14 protein-coding genes are annotated in these 17,942 nt (G+C 66.9%); 7 read left to right on the top strand and 7 right to left on the bottom strand.

Annotated features, from left to right (window positions below):
• Positions 1-193 precede the first annotated feature (193 nt).
• From ABN034_RS21695 to ABN034_RS21685, 3 genes are all read left to right on the top strand, one after another.
• On the top strand, positions 194-2,281 hold the full coding sequence (locus ABN034_RS21695; RefSeq protein ID WP_349692826.1) for a HelD family protein: 2,088 nt from the start codon (positions 194-196) through the stop codon (positions 2,279-2,281).
• Between the two features lie 241 nt (positions 2,282-2,522).
• On the top strand, positions 2,523-3,410 hold the full coding sequence (locus tag ABN034_RS21690) for an aminoglycoside phosphotransferase family protein (protein WP_349692825.1): 888 nt from the start codon (positions 2,523-2,525) through the stop codon (positions 3,408-3,410).
• Positions 3,411-3,558: 148 nt separating this feature from the next.
• Positions 3,559-5,550 carry an ABC transporter substrate-binding protein gene (locus ABN034_RS21685; RefSeq protein WP_349692824.1) on the top strand — a complete coding sequence of 664 codons (1,992 nt, stop codon included), beginning with the start codon at positions 3,559-3,561 and terminating at the stop codon, positions 5,548-5,550.
• A gap of 51 nt (positions 5,551-5,601) precedes the next feature.
• Here ABN034_RS21685 and ABN034_RS21680 read toward each other — a convergent pair whose 3' ends face one another.
• The 5 genes from ABN034_RS21680 to ABN034_RS21660 form a co-directional block, all read right to left on the bottom strand.
• The gene (locus ABN034_RS21680; protein WP_349692823.1) at positions 5,602-7,458 is read right to left on the bottom strand and encodes an alpha-galactosidase D; all 1,857 of its coding nucleotides are present in this window, start codon (positions 7,456-7,458) and stop codon (positions 5,602-5,604) included.
• A 141-nt stretch (positions 7,459-7,599) separates the two neighbouring features.
• Positions 7,600-8,376, bottom strand: a complete 777-nt coding sequence (locus ABN034_RS21675; protein ID WP_349692822.1) for an IclR family transcriptional regulator — start codon at positions 8,374-8,376, stop codon at positions 7,600-7,602.
• 125 nt (positions 8,377-8,501) lie between these two features.
• Positions 8,502-10,739 carry an FAD-dependent oxidoreductase gene (locus ABN034_RS21670; RefSeq protein WP_349692821.1) on the bottom strand — a complete coding sequence of 746 codons (2,238 nt, stop codon included), beginning with the start codon at positions 10,737-10,739 and terminating at the stop codon, positions 8,502-8,504.
• Positions 10,740-10,784: 45 nt separating this feature from the next.
• Positions 10,785-12,749, bottom strand: a complete 1,965-nt coding sequence (locus ABN034_RS21665) for an ABC transporter substrate-binding protein (RefSeq protein ID WP_349692820.1) — start codon at positions 12,747-12,749, stop codon at positions 10,785-10,787.
• Between the two features lie 160 nt (positions 12,750-12,909).
• Positions 12,910-13,743 carry a helix-turn-helix domain-containing protein gene (locus tag ABN034_RS21660; RefSeq protein ID WP_349692819.1) on the bottom strand — a complete coding sequence of 278 codons (834 nt, stop codon included), beginning with the start codon at positions 13,741-13,743 and terminating at the stop codon, positions 12,910-12,912.
• A 73-nt stretch (positions 13,744-13,816) separates the two neighbouring features.
• Between ABN034_RS21660 and ABN034_RS21655 the strand changes: the two genes are divergently transcribed.
• Positions 13,817-14,662, top strand: coding sequence for a phytanoyl-CoA dioxygenase family protein (locus ABN034_RS21655; protein ID WP_349692818.1), 846 nt, complete (start codon positions 13,817-13,819; stop codon positions 14,660-14,662).
• Between the two features lie 76 nt (positions 14,663-14,738).
• Here ABN034_RS21655 and ABN034_RS21650 read toward each other — a convergent pair whose 3' ends face one another.
• Both ABN034_RS21650 and ABN034_RS21645 read right to left on the bottom strand, forming a co-directional pair.
• On the bottom strand, positions 14,739-15,128 hold the full coding sequence (locus ABN034_RS21650) for a putative toxin-antitoxin system toxin component, PIN family (protein WP_349692817.1): 390 nt from the start codon (positions 15,126-15,128) through the stop codon (positions 14,739-14,741).
• A 24-nt stretch (positions 15,129-15,152) separates the two neighbouring features.
• On the bottom strand, positions 15,153-15,410 hold the full coding sequence (locus ABN034_RS21645; protein WP_349692816.1) for a hypothetical protein: 258 nt from the start codon (positions 15,408-15,410) through the stop codon (positions 15,153-15,155).
• A 505-nt stretch (positions 15,411-15,915) separates the two neighbouring features.
• Here ABN034_RS21645 and ABN034_RS21640 point away from each other — a divergent pair.
• The 3 genes from ABN034_RS21640 to ABN034_RS21630 are packed head-to-tail and all read left to right on the top strand — an operon-like array spanning position 15,916 to position 17,694.
• Positions 15,916-16,302 carry a sigma factor gene (locus ABN034_RS21640; protein ID WP_349692815.1) on the top strand — a complete coding sequence of 129 codons (387 nt, stop codon included), beginning with the start codon at positions 15,916-15,918 and terminating at the stop codon, positions 16,300-16,302.
• Positions 16,271-16,441: an RNA polymerase sigma factor gene (locus ABN034_RS21635; RefSeq protein WP_349692814.1), complete on the top strand. Its 171-nt coding sequence runs from the start codon at positions 16,271-16,273 to the stop codon at positions 16,439-16,441. The genes ABN034_RS21640 and ABN034_RS21635 overlap by 32 nt, the downstream gene beginning before the upstream one ends.
• Positions 16,438-17,694 carry a hypothetical protein gene (locus tag ABN034_RS21630; RefSeq protein ID WP_349692813.1) on the top strand — a complete coding sequence of 419 codons (1,257 nt, stop codon included), beginning with the start codon at positions 16,438-16,440 and terminating at the stop codon, positions 17,692-17,694. The genes ABN034_RS21635 and ABN034_RS21630 overlap by 4 nt, the downstream gene beginning before the upstream one ends.
• Positions 17,695-17,942: the final 248 nt, after the last annotated feature.

Raw genomic sequence — 17,942 nt, 5'->3', positions numbered from 1 at the left:
GGCAGGCCCGGGAAATTCGGTGGCGGCCAACTATCGATCTTGATAGGCTCCCTGGGCCGTTTTTTGGGTGGCTTTCCTACGCACCACTTCAAAGGATCGCAACGAACCGGATCGCTCGTCCGGGGCGGGACCCTGCTGATTGCCGCCAATCCGATGTTCCCCGCCGATTCACGAGCCGAGGGCGACTCTTCCCATGGTCGAATCCGTCCAACCCCTGACCCATCACGCCGAAGATCCAGAACTCGACACCGAGCGCGCCTTTCTCGCCACCGCACGCGCCGCGCTCGCCCGCATGCATCACGACGTCCTTCACCGCGAAATACCGCTGATCGGCGGTGAGGACAATGACGAACGTTTCACCAACGAATCCAACCAACGGGCCCACTGGCTCCGGGTACAGGCCCTTGTCGACCTGCCTGATGTGCCGTTGTTCTTCGGCCGCCTGGACTACGACTCCGGCGCCGTCGAGGAGATGGAGCAGGTCTACATCGGCCGCCGACATGTGCATGACGAACTCGGCACGCCGCTCGTCATCGACTGGCGGGCACCGGTCTCCGTTCCGTTCTATCGGGCGACCCGCAGTGACCGGCAACTCGTCCGGCGGCGGCGCCGCTACGGCTACTCCGACTCCGCGGAGCTGACTGCCTTCGATGACGAGTTCCTCGACGAGGCGGTAACGGCCACCCCCACCGACGCGTTCCTGCGTGCCGAGATCGAACGACCACGCACCGGGCCGATGCGCGACATCGTGGCCACCATCCAGCCCGAGCAGGACGATCTCGTCCGGGCGCCGCTGCAGCCTTCGCTTTGCGTACAAGGCGCTCCGGGCACGGGCAAGACCGCGGTCGGCCTGCACCGCATCGCGTACCTTCTCTACACCGAAAGGGAACGCCTCGCCCACGGCGGCGGTGTCCTCATCGTCGGGCCGAACCGCTCGTTCCTCTCCTATATCCGCAAGGTGCTTCCCGCGCTCGGCGAGGTCGACGTCAAACAGGCCACGGTCGACGAGGTGCTCGGGCTGGCAGACGATGTCGCACGAGACGACTCGCGCGTCGCGGCGATCAAGGCCGATGCCCGGATGGCGACCGTGCTGCACCGGGCGTTGTGGTCACAGGTCGGTACGCCGACGGAGGGAATCCTGTACGCCAAGGGTTCCCGCCGCTACCGGGTACCCGACTTCGAGGTCCAGGAGATCGTGGCGGCGCTGCGTGGCTCGACCCGCTACGCCTTCGCCAGGAATGCACTCGCCCAGCGAATCGCGCACGCCGTCCTGGTCCGGATGGAGCAGCGCGGTGAGTCACCCGATGACCGGGTGCAGAACGCCGTCGCCAGGTCGAAGCCGGTCAAGCAGCTCATCGACGAGATCTGGCCGAGGGTCGTTCCGGAGCAGGTGTTGTTCCGGCTGCTTTCCGACGCCGACTTCCTGGCCTCGGCCGCTGAAAACGATCTCACGCCGGACGAGCAGGCCACCCTCCTCTGGCCCAAACCCGCACGCTCGTGGAAGTCGGCCAGGTGGTCCGATGCCGACGCCGTACTCCTGGACGAGCTCGCCGACCTCATCGAACGGCGTACCGGCTCCCTCAGTCACCTCGTCGTGGATGAAGCGCAGGACCTGTCGGCGATGCAGCTTCGTGCACTCCGCCGGCGGTGCCGGTCAGGGTCGGCCACCGTGCTCGGCGACCTCGCCCAGGCCACGACACCTTGGGCGGTCGGCTCGTGGCCACAGGTCTTCCAGCACCTCGACATGCCGGACGCCCGACTGACCGAACTCGACCGCGGCTTCCGGGTGCCGGCACAGATCATCGACTTCGCCGCCCGGCTTCTCCCCCTCATCGCGCCGACGCTCGGCCAGCCGAGAGGCGTCCGTGAGCTTCCGGGCGCACTCCACATCGTCGAGACCGGCGACCACGACTTCCTCGACACGCTCGTGGCGACGAGCCACGAGGCGCTCGACGGTGAGGGGTCGGTCGCGGTGATCGCCGCGGACGCCGACGTCGTGACACTGTACGAAGGACTCCTCGCCGCCGGGCTCGCACCCGCTCTCCTCGGAGCGACCGAGGATGCCATGGAGATGTCACGACTGGTGTGCGTCCCCGCCCCGCTCGCCAAGGGATTGGAATTCGACACCGTGGTGGTGGCCGAACCGTCGCGGATCGTCGAGGCGGAGCCGCGCGGCCTTCATCGGCTGTACGTCGTCCTCACCCGTGCGGTCACCAGCCTGCATGTCATCCATGCGACTCCCCTGCCATCCGCCCTGCGCGAGGTCGTCCCATCCGTATGAACACGCCAGTAGCCAAGGGCGAGTAAGCAACGCCCGCCGCCGGCGTCGCGTCTGCCGCCGTGTCGAGGTCATCGGCGGTTGAGAGGGAGTGGATCGAGATGGAGCCAGGTCCCGTTCAGCTGTGGACCTGTGATGATCTGGCTCAGGTACGAGGTCCTCCGAGACCCACCGGCCTGACAACGCGTGAGTAGTCGTCACCAATGGCGGCGCGGTACCTGACTGGCACCGATGGGAGTGTGGAATGCGCGACGATGAGCTTGCCCGCGTCATGCGATCTGTGGGATTGGAGCTGGGTGCCACGCGCATTGACCTGGCGGGCGGCGCGTCCGGCTCCGGGGTGTATCGCGTGCAGATCGACGGAGACGCTGCGGTGCTGAAGGTGACCGTCGCCGGCGACTGGCAGAACAACGCCCGGCGAGAGCTCACCTTCTATCAGACGCTGGCCGACCAGGTACCTGTCACGACACCCAGACTGCTCCGGTACGCCGACAACGATCACTTCACCGCACTGCTGCTGTCTGCTCACGGTTCTGCGCGACCTGCCCGGGAATGGGACCGGCCAGCATGGCTAGAAGTAGCACGGCAACTAGCGGCCATTCACTCGATCCCGCCGCCTGGCGAGGATCCCTGGATCGATCCACCGGTGCACCGGAAGCTTCCCTACCTACCACCCATCGACGTTGCTGAGGCCTACTGGCCCACGACGGGCGCCGCCGACAGCGTACGACCGCTTCTCGACGAACCAGACCAGCTCGTGGAGGCCCTCCGGGCCATACCGGACTGCTTCGGCCACGGCGACTGCCACGTCGACAACCTCCTGCGCGAAGGCGAGCAGATCGTGTGGGCCGACTGGCAGGTAGCAGGAGTCGGATGTCCTGCCAGCGAGCTGGCGTTCCTGTGGTCACGCGCCAATGCCGATGGCGCCGAGTTGCCGTACGAGGCCATGCTGCGCGAGTACGTCGCACATCGCGAAGTCGATCCCGCTCTGTTTCACCGCGCACTGGTCGCAGCAGAGATCGAGATTCTGCTATTCGCTTGGCCACACTTCGCCGCCTCTCTCACCCAGGAGGAACGAGACCGCCTCACACGCCGACTCCTTTCACTCATCCACGACTGGTCCACCACGTGATACACGTGCTGCCCGTGCTGTCCGGTACGGACACGACGGCCGGTAGCGGCCAGGATCTGCCGCACGCGTTCTCCGTCCATGATTTGCTGGCTGGCTTGATGATCGACGGCACTGTCCAGTTCTCACACTGCGCGGATGGGATGAGTCGATGGAATCTCCCCACCCACAGCTCAGCAGGCGAGGGGTACTTCGCTCCGCTGGCGCCGGCACCCTCCTCGGGCTCACGGCCACGGGCTGCGACCTGCTCTCCACCGATCCTTCATCGAACGACAGAGGCAAGGGTGACGCTGACTCCTCCGGTCCACGGCTGCCGGAGGCGCCGAGCCTGACCGAGCAGGTGAAGGCGGGCAAGCTTCCGCCGAGGAAGGACCGGATGCCGGCGAGCCCGCTCGTGGTCGAACCGACCGAGCGGGCAGGCAGCTACGGCGGCACGTGGAACACCTGCATGGGAAACCCCGACGCGAGCTTCATCTACACGGCCATCGGCTATGACGGCCTGGTGCGATGGAACCGCGGGTGGACGGAAGTGATTCCGAACCTCGCCGAATGGGAGGCGGGGAAGGATGGACGGGAGTACACCTTCCATCTCAAGCCTGGTACGAGATGGGCCGACGGCGAACCCTGCACCGCCGACGACATCGACTTCGCCTACAACGACGTCATCGGCAATGCCGCGCTCTTTCCGGCGTTCCCGGAGTGGCTCACCGCGGGCGGACGGCCAGCACGGGTCGAGAAGGTGGACGATCGCACCGTGCGTTTCACGTTCACCCAACCCAACGGCGTGTTCCTGAAGCACCTCGCCTCCTCGGCGGGCAACGTGCTCACCGCGTACCCGAAGCACTACTTCGAACAGTTCCACAAGGACTACGCCTCCGACGCCGACGCGATCGCCAAGCAGGAAGGGCATCCCCGCTGGAGCGACCTGTTCATGGCGAAGGGTGGCGGCGGGATGACCGACATCGCCTGGTGGCAGAACCCCGACATTCCCACGATCGCCGCGTGGAAGACCTCCGAGCCGTTGGCGGGAAACCTCCGGCTGGTCGCGGAGCGCAACCCGTACTACTGGAAGACCGATCCACAGGACAGCCAACTTCCCTACATCGACAAGGTGGTCATCCACGTCGTCGCCGATCCCGAGGTCGCCGTCCTGCAGACGACGGAAGGGCGGTACAGCCTGGTCCCGGACGAGTTCGCCGTGGTGCGGGACAAGCCGGTGATCGCGGCCAGTCGGAAGAAGGGCGCCTACCACTTCATCGACGTCCCGCAGTCGAACATGAACGCCGCGACGTTCGTCTTCAACCTCGCGCACAAGGACCCGAACCTGCGGAAGGTCTTCGGAAACAAGGACTTCCGGATCGGCCTGTCGTACGCACTGAACCGTCGGGAGATCATCGACACCGTCCTGCAACGCCAAGGCGATCCCTGGCAGACATCGCCGCTGCGCGGTTCGAAGTTCTACGACGAAGGCCTCGCCAAGCAGTACACCGCGTACGACGTGGGGAAGGCGAACGACCACCTCGACCGCGCCGGATACACCGAGCGGGACGGCGAGGGATTCCGGCTGCGCCCGGACGGTGAGCGGCTGGCGTTCACCCTGCAGGTACGCCTGGGCACGATCTCCACGTGGGTCGACATCGCCGAACTCGCCAAGCGCTACTGGGAACGTGTCGGCGTCGAAGCCCGCGTCCAGACCGGCGCGAGTGAGCTCGTCATCGGCCGGGTGGAGGCCAACCAGCACGACGCCGTCATGGACGACGGCTATCCCGGCCTCGATGACGTCCAACTCGACCCGACGTGGTACTTCCCCTCCCACGCCGGCTGCCAGTGGGCGATCCCGTGGGGGACCTGGTACGCCTCACGCGGCAAGGAAGGTGAGGAACCGCCGGCCCAGATCCGCCGCCAGATGGAGCTCTACGACCAGGTGAAGGCGACATCGGACTCCGACCGGCAGGACGAGTTGTTCCAGCAGATCCTCAGCATCGCGCGCGAGGAGTTCGTCATCATCGGCACGGCGTTGCCGGTCGGCGGCTACAGCGTCGTCAAGAACACTCTGCACAACGTGCCGTCGTCCGTGCCGTGGTTGACGACTTTTCCCTCGCCGGGATGGACGAATCCGGAGCAGTACTACATCGACACCTGAGGGCCTCTGAGGGCATCCGAGGACACCCGTCGGCGACCGGTGGCCTCAGGGTCACCGCGCCTGCACGGTGACGCGGTCGATGTCCGGGCCATAGCCGCCGACATTGCTGAAGGTGAGAGTGTTCTGTCCGCGTGCCAGGGACAGCCGGAGCGTCTCACCCTGCGGTCGGTCCCAGCGGTCGTCGTCCGCGCCACCGAGCATGACCTCCTGCACGGGGCCGCCGTTCACCGCCAAGCCGATCGCCCGGCCGCTCGAGCCGTCGACGTAGGAAACCGTGACGTCGTAGGCACCAGCACGCTCTGTCAAGATTCCCTTGACAGTCACCGAAGCGCCCTCGCCGAGGTCGCCGACCTTGAGCCCGCCTGCGCATCCGTCGCACTCGTTGATCTTCGCCGTACCCGCCAGCTCGTTGCCGGCCGCCTCCGCCTCGACCGACAGCGCCGGCACGTTCGGTGTCACCCGCAGGAGTCGACTCCCATGGCCCGGCAGCATCGCGACGTATCCGTCGGCCTGCTGCCCGAGGCCCTTGTCCGCCCACACGTCCCGTACGGCCGCCGGGCCAGCGAAGCCGACGTCGGACCACCGCGCACCGACCACCGCTGGCTTGCGGTCCAGGTTGAACAGCGCGACCGTGTAGCTCCCGTCGGCGTTCTGGACCCTCCACACCTGCTGCAGTGCATCCGGAACCACCGGGCTCGCGGGCCGTCCCGCCGCGTTGATGGCGAGCACCTCGCGGTTCGTCAGGAGCTTCCTGCCGAGCGCGTCGAGCTTCGTCATGTCGTCGCCGGTGTAGAGCGGTGCGGCCGAGATCGCCCACAGCGTCATGTACGAGTACCGCTCCGCGTCGCTCAGTCCGTCCATCTCGCCGTTGCCGACGTTGACCGTGTCGAGGTTGTTCCAGCCCTCCGGCCCGGCATGCTGCACCCACGCAGGCACGTCGTAGAACCGGTTGTCGACGGAGTTGTTCCACGTGACGAGCGTGTCGCAGTAACACTCGACGTCGGTGTCGATCCGCCAGCCGTCGGCGTAGACCTGCCAGTCCTTGACAGCCGCCCGGTCCAGTGACCACGAGAGTTCGAGCTGGATGTCCCTGCCGGTTGCGGCGATCGCCTGGTGCCATGCCCTGATGTCGGGCCGGTTGTCGTAGTTGGGCCCGGACTTGAACGAACCCGGTCCCACACCGTCGATCTTCAGCAGGTCGTAGCCCCAGTCGGCGATCATGGCCGCCTGGGAGTCGACGTAGGCCTGTGCACACGGCTGGTCGAAGTCAATCTTGTAGGAGGAGTCCCAGCCGTTCGTCGTGCGCAGGTCGGGGTAGACGATGTCGTGCGTACTGCACTCCGGCGCACCGGCGATCGGCAGATCGCCCTTGTCGTACGACCCTTTCTCCAGCCCCACCGCGAGATAGATTCCTGCCTTGAGGCCCAGCTTGTGGATCTCGTCGGCGACGTACTTCATCCCGTGCGGGAACCTCTCGGGGTCGGGCGTCTGCCGGCCGTGTGCGTCGAAGCCGCCCTGCCAGTCCCACGTCGCCGTCCAGCCAGAGTCGATGTTGACGTACTCATAGCCGTACGGCTTCAGGTGTTTCGCCATCGCGCGCGCCTGGGTGAGGACGTTCTCCTCGTGCAGCCAGCTCGCCGGGCCGCGCGGGTTGAGGCCGGGATAGTTGCTGGACTGCATGCTCCAACTGGACCAGCCGCGGTACGGCGGCTCGACCACGGCGGCTCCCGTCGGCGCCGTGACGATCTCCCGGATGGGTGTCGCCTCGTCACCGCGCGGCTGCCTGCGCGTGGTGTCGGTCGTGGAGTCCTCAGTGGTCGGCACGCCGAACACTCCTCCGGCCAACAGGGTCGCGGCTGCGGCAAGGGTGCTGCCGGCCGTCATCAGGCGCCTCATCCGGTAGGTCACGCCTCGCATCCTGGCCGATTAATTTCCGCGGTCAAGAATGTGGCGGTGGCCGCTTCCGTCCAGGTCGTCACCCGGCTGGTCGGGGACGTCCGCCGAGCTTGGTCGCGCAGGCCACCGCGGCCGTCTACCGAGGGTGCGCGGTCACCGGCCGGTCGTGGGCTGGCGGAGGGCGGCCTCCACCGTACGACGCGCGTCGTGCAACCACAGCTGAAGTGTCGCGAGGTCGGTCACGTCGGACGGGCCGGCCAGGGCGAGGGCGACCCGGTGCTCCCCTTCGACCTCGACGGGTATGGCCGCGCCCATCCATCCGCGCCGGAACCACCCGGTGAGCACGATCACGTCGTGCGCGACGTTCTTCGCGGCGAGGTCCAGCACCTCCTCCTCGGACGCCGGCACGACGCCCTTCTCCCCGTCCCAGCCGTACCGCTGTCGCGATCCGCGCAGGATCGCGAGCGCCTCCTCGCGCGGGAGGTCCACGAGGAGCCGGAGTCCCGGTGCCGAGAGGTGGATCGGGTAGTCCGACCACCAGAAGTCGATGGTGTCCCCGTGTTCGGTCGTCCGCAGGAAGTAGATCATCTGGCCCCGCCACAGCATGCCGAGCGACGGGCTGAGCCCTCCGCAGCTGGCGGCGATCTGCTTCATCGCCGCACGCGGCTTCTGGATGAGCGGAAACTGCGACGTCGCCGAGGCCAGCGAGAGGACGCCGAAGTCGGGGGCGAAACCCCTGGCGGTCTTGCGTACGTACCCCACCTCGGTCAGGGTGGCGAGGATGCGGGAGATCGAGCTCTGATGGAGGCCGAGCCGGCGGGCGATCTCGGTGCCCGTCACCGGCTCGCTCTCGTCGACCAGCACCCGCAGCACCTCGAGCCCGCGCGCCAGGGCCTGGTTCTGCGACGACCCGGTGACCTCCTCACGCATACCCAGAGCTTAGTACTCGTCATGTGCATGCCCTTGCCGTCCCGGCCCTTGGAGGAAGGGCACCATCATCCAATGCCGCGCTGGAGGAAGGGCACCCTCACCCAATGCCAAGGCCAGCGCCCGGCTCAACGTGGTTCGGCGTAGACCCGGACGGCCACCACGTGCGCCCGGGGCGCGCCGTTGGTGGACTCGATCACGACCCGCAGCCGCCGCGCCGTGACGTCCGTGTCGAGCTGGTGCACCCGGTGGCGGCGGCGGTTGTCCTGCACGTCGACGAGCGTGGTCCAATCCCCGGCGACCTCGGCCTGGATCTGGTAATGGCGTACCAACCCGGGCATGACGTCGTACGGCGTGCGATGGTGGTGAAGGTTGATGAGATCCTCCTCCACCTCGTCGTCGAGGATCAGCGCGACCTCGCGGAACGTCGCCGGGTCCTCCCAGGCGAGCTCCACCCACGGCTGCTCGTCCCATGCCAGTGGTTCCGACGCCCACATCTGTGGGCCGCCGTACGGTCGCGCATACCCGCCGATCACGTGCCGCGCGTCGAACGCGTCCGTCGCTCTGCCGAGGCGGTAACACACGCTCGCCCGGTTCAGGATGTGCTTCCACTCCCGCCACTGCTCGGTGTAGATCTCGCCCGGCGGAGGCGTGCGGTGGCGGAAGAACAACGTCCCAGGCTCGGCCGAATCGCTGCAGTGCAAAGCGATGTGGCGATTCTCCCGCACCACCACGAAGGCGTTCTGCGGGTGGCCGGGTGTCCAGTCGAACGTGAGCGTCACCCACTGTTTCTGGCCCGCCGGCACGGGCGTGGTCGCCGTCTCCACGAGTTCGGTGGGAATGTAGTTCTGCGGATTGCCGGTGTGGTGCACCTCGAGGGTCAGCTCCGTGTCGGAGTCGGCGTCGACCAGCAGCTCGAGCGAGCCGAGCCGCGGATCCGCCGGCAGCACCATGCCGACGTGGGTGTCGAGAGCGAGCGTGCTGGCCGAAGTCTCGACCGCCAGGTTCCGCAGCGTCGACGATGCACTCGCACGGGCGGCCAACGCGAGGTCGGCGGGGTCGGTGTTCTCCACGCCGAGCAGCGAGGCGTCCGATCTCACCATCGCCCTGTGCACCAAGGCGATCTGCTGTGTCGCCAGCTCCCGCGGCGAGATGCCACGCTGCGTCGCCAGGGCCGCCGCCGTCCCGGCCGCCTCGCCGACGACCGCACACGTCGCCATCACCCGGGTGCTGCCGAAGGCCACGTGGCTACAGCTGATGTTGCGGCCGGCCATCCACATGTTCGTGACGTTGCGCGAATACAGGCTCCGTAGGGGAATGTGGTAATTGCCGTCCGCGTGCCAGTGGCGCGATCCCCGTTCGGTCGCGTACATCCCGCCGGGAGGATGCAGGTCGATCGACCAACCACCGAAGGCCACGCGGTCGGGAAAGAACTCCTGGCCCAACACGTCGTGCTGCGTCATCGTGTGGTCGCCGACGAACCTGCGGTACTCCCGCTTTCCTGGGACCGCACCGATCCATTCCAGCGTGAGAGTGTCGGCGTCGAACTTGCCGGAGTTCTTGATGTGGTCCCAGATGCCGTAGATCGCCGCCTGCAACTCGTCGCGGATCTCCTCGTTGTCGTGGACGACGTCCTTTTCCCCACCCCATTCGATCCACCAGTAGGCACACCCGTTGAGGTCGGTACGAATGATCCGCCGCTCCGGGATCGACGTCGTGGTGATGTCACGGGCGAACTTCGGCGGTACGTACTTCACCGGCTGCCCGACATCCTTGGTGTAGAAGAGAATCGTGCTGCCCAACGTGGAGTCGTCCGCGTCCTCGAGGGCCCACGACTCGTCGTACTCGCTCCGGGACTCGCACCCGGTGCGGTACCACGCGCCGGCCAGGAACCCGACGAAACCGTCGCCTGTGCAGTCGATGAAGGTCGGGCTCGTGAACCGGATCTCCCGTTCCGAGCCCATCATCCAGCCGGTGACCGCACGGATGACCCGGGCGTCGTCGGGACCGTCGGACTCGACCGAGCGGACGTCGGTGTTGAGAAAGAGCGTGATGTTCGGTTCGTCGCGGACCGCTTCGAGGACGACGAGATCCCAGTAGTACGGATTCCCGTCGAGGTTGCGAAACTGGTTCTCCACGAACATCTCGCCGATGATGCCGGTCTCGCGGGCGTAGCGATGCGAGCCGTGACCGGTGGCGCCGCAGACCCAGACCCGCACCTCACTGGAGGAGTTTCCACCGAGAACGGGACGGTTCTGGACGAGGGCCACACTGGCGCCCTGGCGGGCGGCCGCGATCGCCGCACAGCAACCGGCAAGGCCGCCGCCGATGACGGTCAGGTCCGCGGAGAATTCTTCGTGACGCATGCGGTGATCACTCCGATCAGGTCGCGGGTGTCAGGCAATGCGGTGTCAGGCAATGAAGTACTGCTCCGGGTTCGTGGGGCCGGGGCTGGGATAGACCCACGAGTTCGGCATCTCGTCGGGAACGTTTCGGACCCGGTTCGCGACGGTCGCGTACTCCTCGGGCTGGAGGTTGATCCCGATCGTGTAGAACTCGTCCCGGGTGATGGCGAGGATCTCCTTCATGAGCGAGGTGCGCTTCCCGCCGTCGGCTTCCGCCCGCAGTTGGTCCCAGAGCTCCAACTGCCGCTTCGTCGCCGCCGGTGGCTCTTCGCCGTTCTCGCCACCGCTGAGATACCAGTCCCACCAGGCGCGGCCGAAGTACGTCGCACCCGCGCTGACCGGCAGGTAGTAGTAGGGGTTGAGGTAGATGTCGTTCCAGCCACCGGCGCCCTGCCAGACCGCCGCCTCGTGTTGCTGCGCCTCTCCGGTGCGTACGTCGAAGAGGGCGCGGTCCTCGCCTTTGATCCTGATGTCGAGGCCCACTTCTTTGGCGTAGCCTCTGATGAGTTCCAGCACACTGGGGAATTCGGGCCAGATTGCCGTCGCGAACTCGATCGTGATGCTGAGGCGTTTTCCGTCGGGACGCAGCCGGAATCCCTCGGAGTCCTTCTCCGGCAGGACCCGGTCGAGATGTTCGGCGGCGAGACCCGTGTCGTACTCCGTGTACTGCTTGGCATGCTCCTCGTCGTAGAACTCCGACTCCGGTCGCGGTGCCGCCTGGTACGGCTCACCCTGCTTCTGGTACGCCGCATCGATGATCTCCTGGCGGTTGATCGCATGGGAGAGTCCGATCCGGAAGTCCTTGTTCCGGAAGATCTCGCGCAGGACCGGATCCTTGTGGGTGAGGTTCAGGCACACCACCATGGTGTTCATGTTGGACGGGACGGCCTGGGCGAAGCGGAAGTCGCCCTGTTCTCTTCTTCTGGCCAGCACGGGCTTGTTGGCCAGTGTGTTGCTCGGACGGAGCTGGAAGTCGTTGTCACCGGCAAGGACCTGCGTGAGGATGACTTCCGGATCGGAGATGACCGCGTAGACAACCTTGTCGATGTACGGCAACTGCCGCCCGTCGGGATCGGTCTTCCAGTAGTACGGATTCCGCTCCAGGATGACGCGCGCGCCGTCGCCGACACCGGTGCTGATCTTCCAGGCGAAGAGTGTCGGCAGATCGGCGTTCACCCAGATGTCGGTCTTCGCGAAGAACAGTTCCGTCCAGCTCGCGAACTTCTCCTTCTTCGCCAGGGATTCCGCATCCGGGTTGTACTTCTTGTGGAACTGCTTGAGATAGCGCGCCGGCTTGGTGACGAACTGCTGTCCCACCGTCGAGGCGTGTTCCTGCAGGAACAGCCCGTGCGGATTGTCGAAGCTGAACCGGACCGTCTGCGGGTCGAGCGCCTCTGCCGTCACCGGGTTCGCCGCTGCGGCGGGAAACAGGTCCCGGTTGTTGAAGACGTCGTTCTGCGCGAAGGCGATGTCCTCGGCGGTGAACGGATCGCCGTTGGACCAGCGCATTCCGGCCCGTAGGTGGAAGGTGAACTGCTTCGCGTCGGGCGTGACGTCGACCGACTCGGCGATGTTGGGGATCGGCTCCGGGTCCCAGTCCGGGCTCCACCGCATCAGGTAGTCATATCCCACGACCCGGTTGAGCTGGATCGCCTCGGCGGCCCCCAGGATCGCGCTGTGCAACTCGCCGCCGTACGTCCCCACCTCGTCGACGGGCGTGACCGTGAGCGGCACCTTCGGAAGGCGTTCGGCCAGCTTCGGGAGCTTCCCGGCCTTGACCAGGTCAGCCAGCATCGGCGACTCCTTGGCGCCGGGCCGACCGCGGTTGCGACCGGCGTCCCGTCCCCCACCGGGGTCGGTGGAGAGCAGGTCGCAGCCGGGCAGGGACGCGGCGGCCAGCGTCACGAAGCCGGTTGTCGTCAGGAAACGCCGCCTCGTGGAGGCACCAGGGTTGTTGCCGTCCGGTCTCATCTGGTCCTCCTGGTCGAGCGCCCGGCACTTGTGGCCGCCTGTTGAGATCGTGGAGTCGCTTACCCGCTATACGCATACTCGCGTCACAGCATGCACGTCTTGGCGGTGCTGGTCACCAGGCGGGAAGTGGCCAGCACCGGCAGTCAGCTGTGGACAAGGGTCAGCGAAGCACCGAACCCCTCGCCCGCCATGCGCGCGGCGACATGCCTGTCACGTCCTTGAACTGGCGGCTGAACAGGAACACGTCCGGGTAGCCCAGCTCCCGCGCGACCATCGCTACCGGGTCACTCGACTCGTCCAGGCGCAGCATCGCGGCCTGGATCCGTCGCCTGACCAGCCATGACCGCGGCGCGAGCCCGAACGTCTGGCGGAACCGGCGGACGAAGTAGTCCTCGCTGAGCCCGACCACCGCCGCGAGGTCCTCCGCGCTCAGGCGCTCCGCCGGACGGGCATCGACGTAGGACTCCACCGCCGCACGGTCATCATCGTCGAGCGGGGGTGTACGCCGATGCCGCGCCGCCGCCCGGAAGACGTCTGAGAAGAGGACGACCAGCAACGCCCGCAACCGCTCCGCACGGAACGCAAGGGCACCGGAAAGCTCGATGACCAGGGCATCGAACGTCGTACGCACCTGCCAGGCGCCCGGCACCACCAGGTGTCCAGCCGGACAGCCGGCAGTGTCGCTCGCCACCCGGAGGCGGTACAACGTGAGGCCGGCATCCCCGGCTGCATGCAACTGGAAGGGCGTCGCCGGAGTCACCCAGAAGAACGATCCCGCGGCCAAGGACACCTCCATGCCCGCCACCTCGCCGCCCGCCGATCCCGCCACGACGAGGTAGACGAGGTGTTCGGGCAGGCCACGCGGGAAATTGAGCGCCCAGGTGCCTGGCAGCCGGTCGTAACCGAAGAGCGTGCCGACCACCTGGTCGCCCTCGGTCCGCATCAGATCGAGCCAGTCCTGCTGCCAGCGCGACACCACGCGGCCGATTCTCACACACCGATCCAGTGCAAAACTTCCGACGAACCGGGGCATGGAGCCCGTGCCACCCACGCGGGACGATCGACCTATGACGACGACCACGACGCCGGCCGCGGGGCATGCCGCCGAGCACGCCACCGAGCAGGTCACCGGGCACGCCACCGGGCTCACCACCGGGCGGGCGGCCGCCACGCTGAGCCGCGACGAGGTACGGCAGTTCCACGAGCTCGGCTTCCTGGGCCCGTACACCGCTATGCCGGTGGACCGGATGACCGGCCTCCGGCGGCGGATCGAGGACGAGGTGCTGCCGACGCCCGGCCGCAACCCGAAGAACCCACTCCAGGCGAGGCACCTCGACCACCGGTTCCTCCACGACGTGATCGCGGCGCCGGAGATCGTCGGCAGGCTCCGCGGCCTGATCGGTGCGGACATCGTGGTCTGGGCGAGCTACTTCTTCACCAAGGACCCTGGTGGCAAGGAGATCCCCTGGCACCAGGACGCGAACTTCTGGCCGATCGAGCCACCGCTGAACATCTCCATCTGGATGGCAGTCGACGAGGTGACGACCGAGAACTCCTGCGTGCAGATCATCCCCGGTTCACACCGCACCGTCGTACGACATCTGCCGGCGCGCGAAGGGATGGCGTTCGGGCAGGAAGCCGACCCCGCCGCCGTCGACACGTCCGCTGCCGTCGACATGGTGCTGCGTCCCGGCGAGTTCTTCATCTTCAACGAACGCCTGCTGCACCACTCGCACAAGAACACCTCCGACCGGCGCCGGATGGGGCTGTCGGCGAGGTACACCGTGCCGTTCGTCGCTCTCCTCGACCAGGATGCGCCACCACTCTTCCCCGGCCACGCGTGCGTCGTGGTCAGCGGCGAGGACACGTTCGGGCTGAACCGCACCGTCGACCCACCCCCGCCGACCCGGTAGCCGGCCAGCGGACGGGCGTCGCTACCCGACACCGAGTACCGCACCACTCTTAGGCCGCGGTATGCGGCGTGGCGTGCTAGAGCGTGTCCAGAAGCTCCCGTGGTGTAGTCGCTGGCGGATCGAGTTTCGCCTCGAGCAGGTCTGCATCCCCGGTCACGAGCATCGCTACCGCGGCATCGGCCAGTGCGACGAGATGGTCGTCGTCTGGGTCACGCACCCGACGTTCGGGCGGGCCGAGGTCGCTGTGGTGTTCGGCTCGAGCCCCGAGGGTCTCCACGAACGCCGCCGCCTGGTCGAGACTGATCCAGCGTCGAAACTTTGGACGGGCGAGGACGCCGGCCAGCTCGTCGAGCAGCTCCTGGCAGACCACCGCTGTGATGCGATCGGCCATGACCGCTTCGATCACCCGGGCAGGGGTGCCGTACGGGTTGATCAGGCCCGCGATCCACACGTTCGGGTCGATCACGACCCGGATCCTCGGCGCCAGGACTCAGCCCGCCTTGCGGCGACGTTCGACTCGCTCGGCGGCGAGCTCCTCGGCCGCGATTCGGGCGGCCTCCTCCTCGGTGGGAGCATCCTCGGGGCTGATGCCGGTCCAGATGTTCTCGACCGCACGAGTGAATCCAAGGTGCCGGCTCAGGGCTTCCTCGAAGATCTCGTACTCGCGCTTGCCTGATCGAGCGGCAGCGATCTTGGCTGCCCGCAGCAGCGACTCCTCGATGTACACCGTGGTCTTCTTACGCGCCATAACGCCATCTTGACAGAAAAAACGAAGCGATGCATCGGGGCTACTGCGGTCGTGAAACACCCGTTCGGTCTGATCAGCCTCTAAGTCCCGAATCGGTGAGGAAAGAGTTAATGCACGGCAAAAACTACAGATCCAACCAAGTTCGGCATTTGAGCGGCGGCGGTGAACGGTGGTGACCGCACCACCCGACTCCGCTGTTCCCGCCACCTTCGACGTGTACTGGGCAGAGCACCACCGCGCTCGTCATCACCAGGGAGGCGTGCACGCCGGCTCCGGTGTTCAGCACCGACTGCACCCCGGCGTTCCTCACAGCGGAGAACCGGTAGAAGTACGACCTACTGCGACGGGTTTACCTCACATGTTGACACCGGATCCGACCTCGTGCCGCCCATCTGCCCCTCCTCGCGACTATCCGTGCCTCTCACCTCGTGCCGAAGAGCATGGGCGGGGTGATGCAACAGTTCCGGCGGGTGCCGCGTCTCGGATGCAGGAAAGGGGGCCATGTGTGAATGACGAGACCGAGCACTACGAGGTGTTCGTGGCGACCCGGGCACCGGCGTTGCTTCGTTACGGCTACGTCCTGACCGGAAACCCGCACGATGCCGCCGATTTGATGCAGGAGGCACTCGTCCGCTTGCGTACGGCATGGCATCGGGTCGCCAACAAACGCGAACCCGAGGCCTTCGTCCGCACCACGATGGCCCGGCTGCACGTCAGCATCTGGCGACGACGCCGCCGCGAGACGCTGGTCGCGACGATGCCCGAGGAGCCATACACCGACCACACGTTCGACCTGGCCGAGCTTCGGGACGGCCTGTGGGACGCGTTGACCGCTTCCGCGGCGACAGCGGGCGGTCCTGGTGCTGCGCTACTACGAGTGCCTCACCGATGAGGAGATCGCGGGAATCCTCAAGATCTCTCGCGGGACCGTCCGCAGTCAGGCAGCCCGAGCTCTGGAGAAGTTGCGGTCGCGCTTCCCGGAACCTGCCGAGCCGGCCGACGCTGGCGCAAAGGAGGGAAAGCTCCGATGACACGACGCATCGAACACGAACTGGTGACGACGCTGGAAAGCGCGGCAGGCCGGGCACCGAGACCTGAACCCGGGCTGCTCGACCAGCTGGAACGGCGGCACCGACGCCGGAGGCAGCGAGGGCAGATTTTCCTCGCGACCGGTGCCGTCCTCGCGGTGGCGGGAGGTTCCGCGGCGTTGTTCGGCACGCCCGGGGCGTCCGGTGGGGACACGACTCTCACGCCCGCCGACCCGCCGGCCGACCTGCCCGCTGCCGGGTCCGGCAAGGTGCGACGGGAGGCTCCAACCTCCGAGCCCGTCGAGAAGATCTGGCCCGCGGCCGTCCATGACGTCCCCGACCGCCTGGCCGACGGGCGGAAGTTCCGTCCTCAGACCATGGTCGACGACCGCACGGTCCTAGTCTCGGTCGACGCCGGCTTCGAGAACGTCGGCGAGCTGTGGTTGTACGACATCCAGGACCGGACCGCCCGCAAGGTGACAACCGTGCGTACGCCGAAGGACGCGACCATCTTCGCCTCGAACTTCACCGTCGGCGAGGGACACGTCGTGTGGTGGATCGCCCATCCGGACATGGGCCTGCCCAGCGTCGAGCTGTGGGCAGCACCCCTCGCGGGCGGCGAGGCGCATCTGGTCGGTCGCGTCCACGCCAAGGGCGGCGTGGAAGGTGACATCGCGATCACCGATGGCCAGGTGATGTGGTCGCACTCCGGCGGCGGCGTCTACCAGGCTCCGTTGGCTGCCGGAGGAGAGGCAGAGTTGATCGAGGGGACCGACGACTTCGGCCTCGTCGACTGGCCGTGGGTCGGCACTCCGGTGCGGTCGCGTCAGTCCTGGTCCGGCAGCATGCCGGACGAGATCACCTATCGGACGCTGCGCAACCTCCAGACCGGGGAGGAACGCATTGCCACCGAACGCGACGGTCTGTGGACCTGTCGGGTGCAGTGGTGTGTGGGCGCCACGGACGACGGCGGGGCGGTACAGCGCCGCGACGGCACGGGCCACCGCGAAGTCGGGAGCGTCATGACCTCGGTCACGTACGGCAACCAGCCGGCCCGGGATCGCTTCGTTCTCGCCGAGGACGGGTCCAGGTCCGTCATCTACGACATCAGGACGGGGAAGGCCGGCAGGGTCGCGGCCCTGGACGGTGGCGGTTTTCGGATGATGGGCGACGAGCGGCTCTACTACGTCGAGACAGAGGATGGTTACCAGCTGGTCGACATGGCGGCCATCGACGCATCAGACCCCGCTCGTTAGGCACCTTCCGCCCTCAAACCCTGTCCGAGAAGTCCGGGTTGCCCGAACAACCGAGTCGTTCGGGCCACCCGGCTTCTTTCTGCGTTCACGTACACCTCGGGTGAGGTTCCCCCGGGGTCGTGTCCGCTGCCGGACCTCGTCGGAATTCAGGTCCGATGGTGGCACGGCCGGTGGTAGCTTCTGCGCGCCAGTGGGCGTACTTCCGGCCACCATCGCATCGTTCAGGAGCTCGAAGTCCCTGCCCTGCT

Origin of the sequence: Actinopolymorpha sp. B11F2 (assembly GCF_040195635.1) — a bacterium.
Classification (GTDB): Bacteria; Actinomycetota; Actinomycetes; order Propionibacteriales; family Actinopolymorphaceae; genus Thermasporomyces.
The sequence above is the reverse complement of the archived record's forward strand: the minus strand, read 5'-3'. Positions and strand labels throughout refer to the sequence as shown.

What these genes read in the sequence shown, in the direction of transcription:
- ABN034_RS21695 (WP_349692826.1), top strand. Translation starts at nt 194, where the DNA reads ATGGTCGAATCCGTCCAACCCCTGACCCATCACGCCGAAGATCCAGAA.
- ABN034_RS21690 (WP_349692825.1), top strand. Translation starts at nt 2,523, where the DNA reads ATGCGCGACGATGAGCTTGCCCGCGTCATGCGATCTGTGGGATTGGAG.
- ABN034_RS21685 (WP_349692824.1), top strand. Translation starts at nt 3,559, where the DNA reads ATGGAATCTCCCCACCCACAGCTCAGCAGGCGAGGGGTACTTCGCTCC.
- ABN034_RS21675 (WP_349692822.1), bottom strand. Translation starts at nt 8,376, where the DNA reads ATGCGTGAGGAGGTCACCGGGTCGTCGCAGAACCAGGCCCTGGCGCGC.
- ABN034_RS21670 (WP_349692821.1), bottom strand. Translation starts at nt 10,739, where the DNA reads ATGCGTCACGAAGAATTCTCCGCGGACCTGACCGTCATCGGCGGCGGC.
- ABN034_RS21665 (WP_349692820.1), bottom strand. Translation starts at nt 12,749, where the DNA reads ATGAGACCGGACGGCAACAACCCTGGTGCCTCCACGAGGCGGCGTTTC.
- ABN034_RS21655 (WP_349692818.1), top strand. Translation starts at nt 13,817, where the DNA reads ATGACGACGACCACGACGCCGGCCGCGGGGCATGCCGCCGAGCACGCC.
- ABN034_RS21645 (WP_349692816.1), bottom strand. Translation starts at nt 15,410, where the DNA reads ATGGCGCGTAAGAAGACCACGGTGTACATCGAGGAGTCGCTGCTGCGG.
- ABN034_RS21630 (WP_349692813.1), top strand. Translation starts at nt 16,438, where the DNA reads ATGACACGACGCATCGAACACGAACTGGTGACGACGCTGGAAAGCGCG.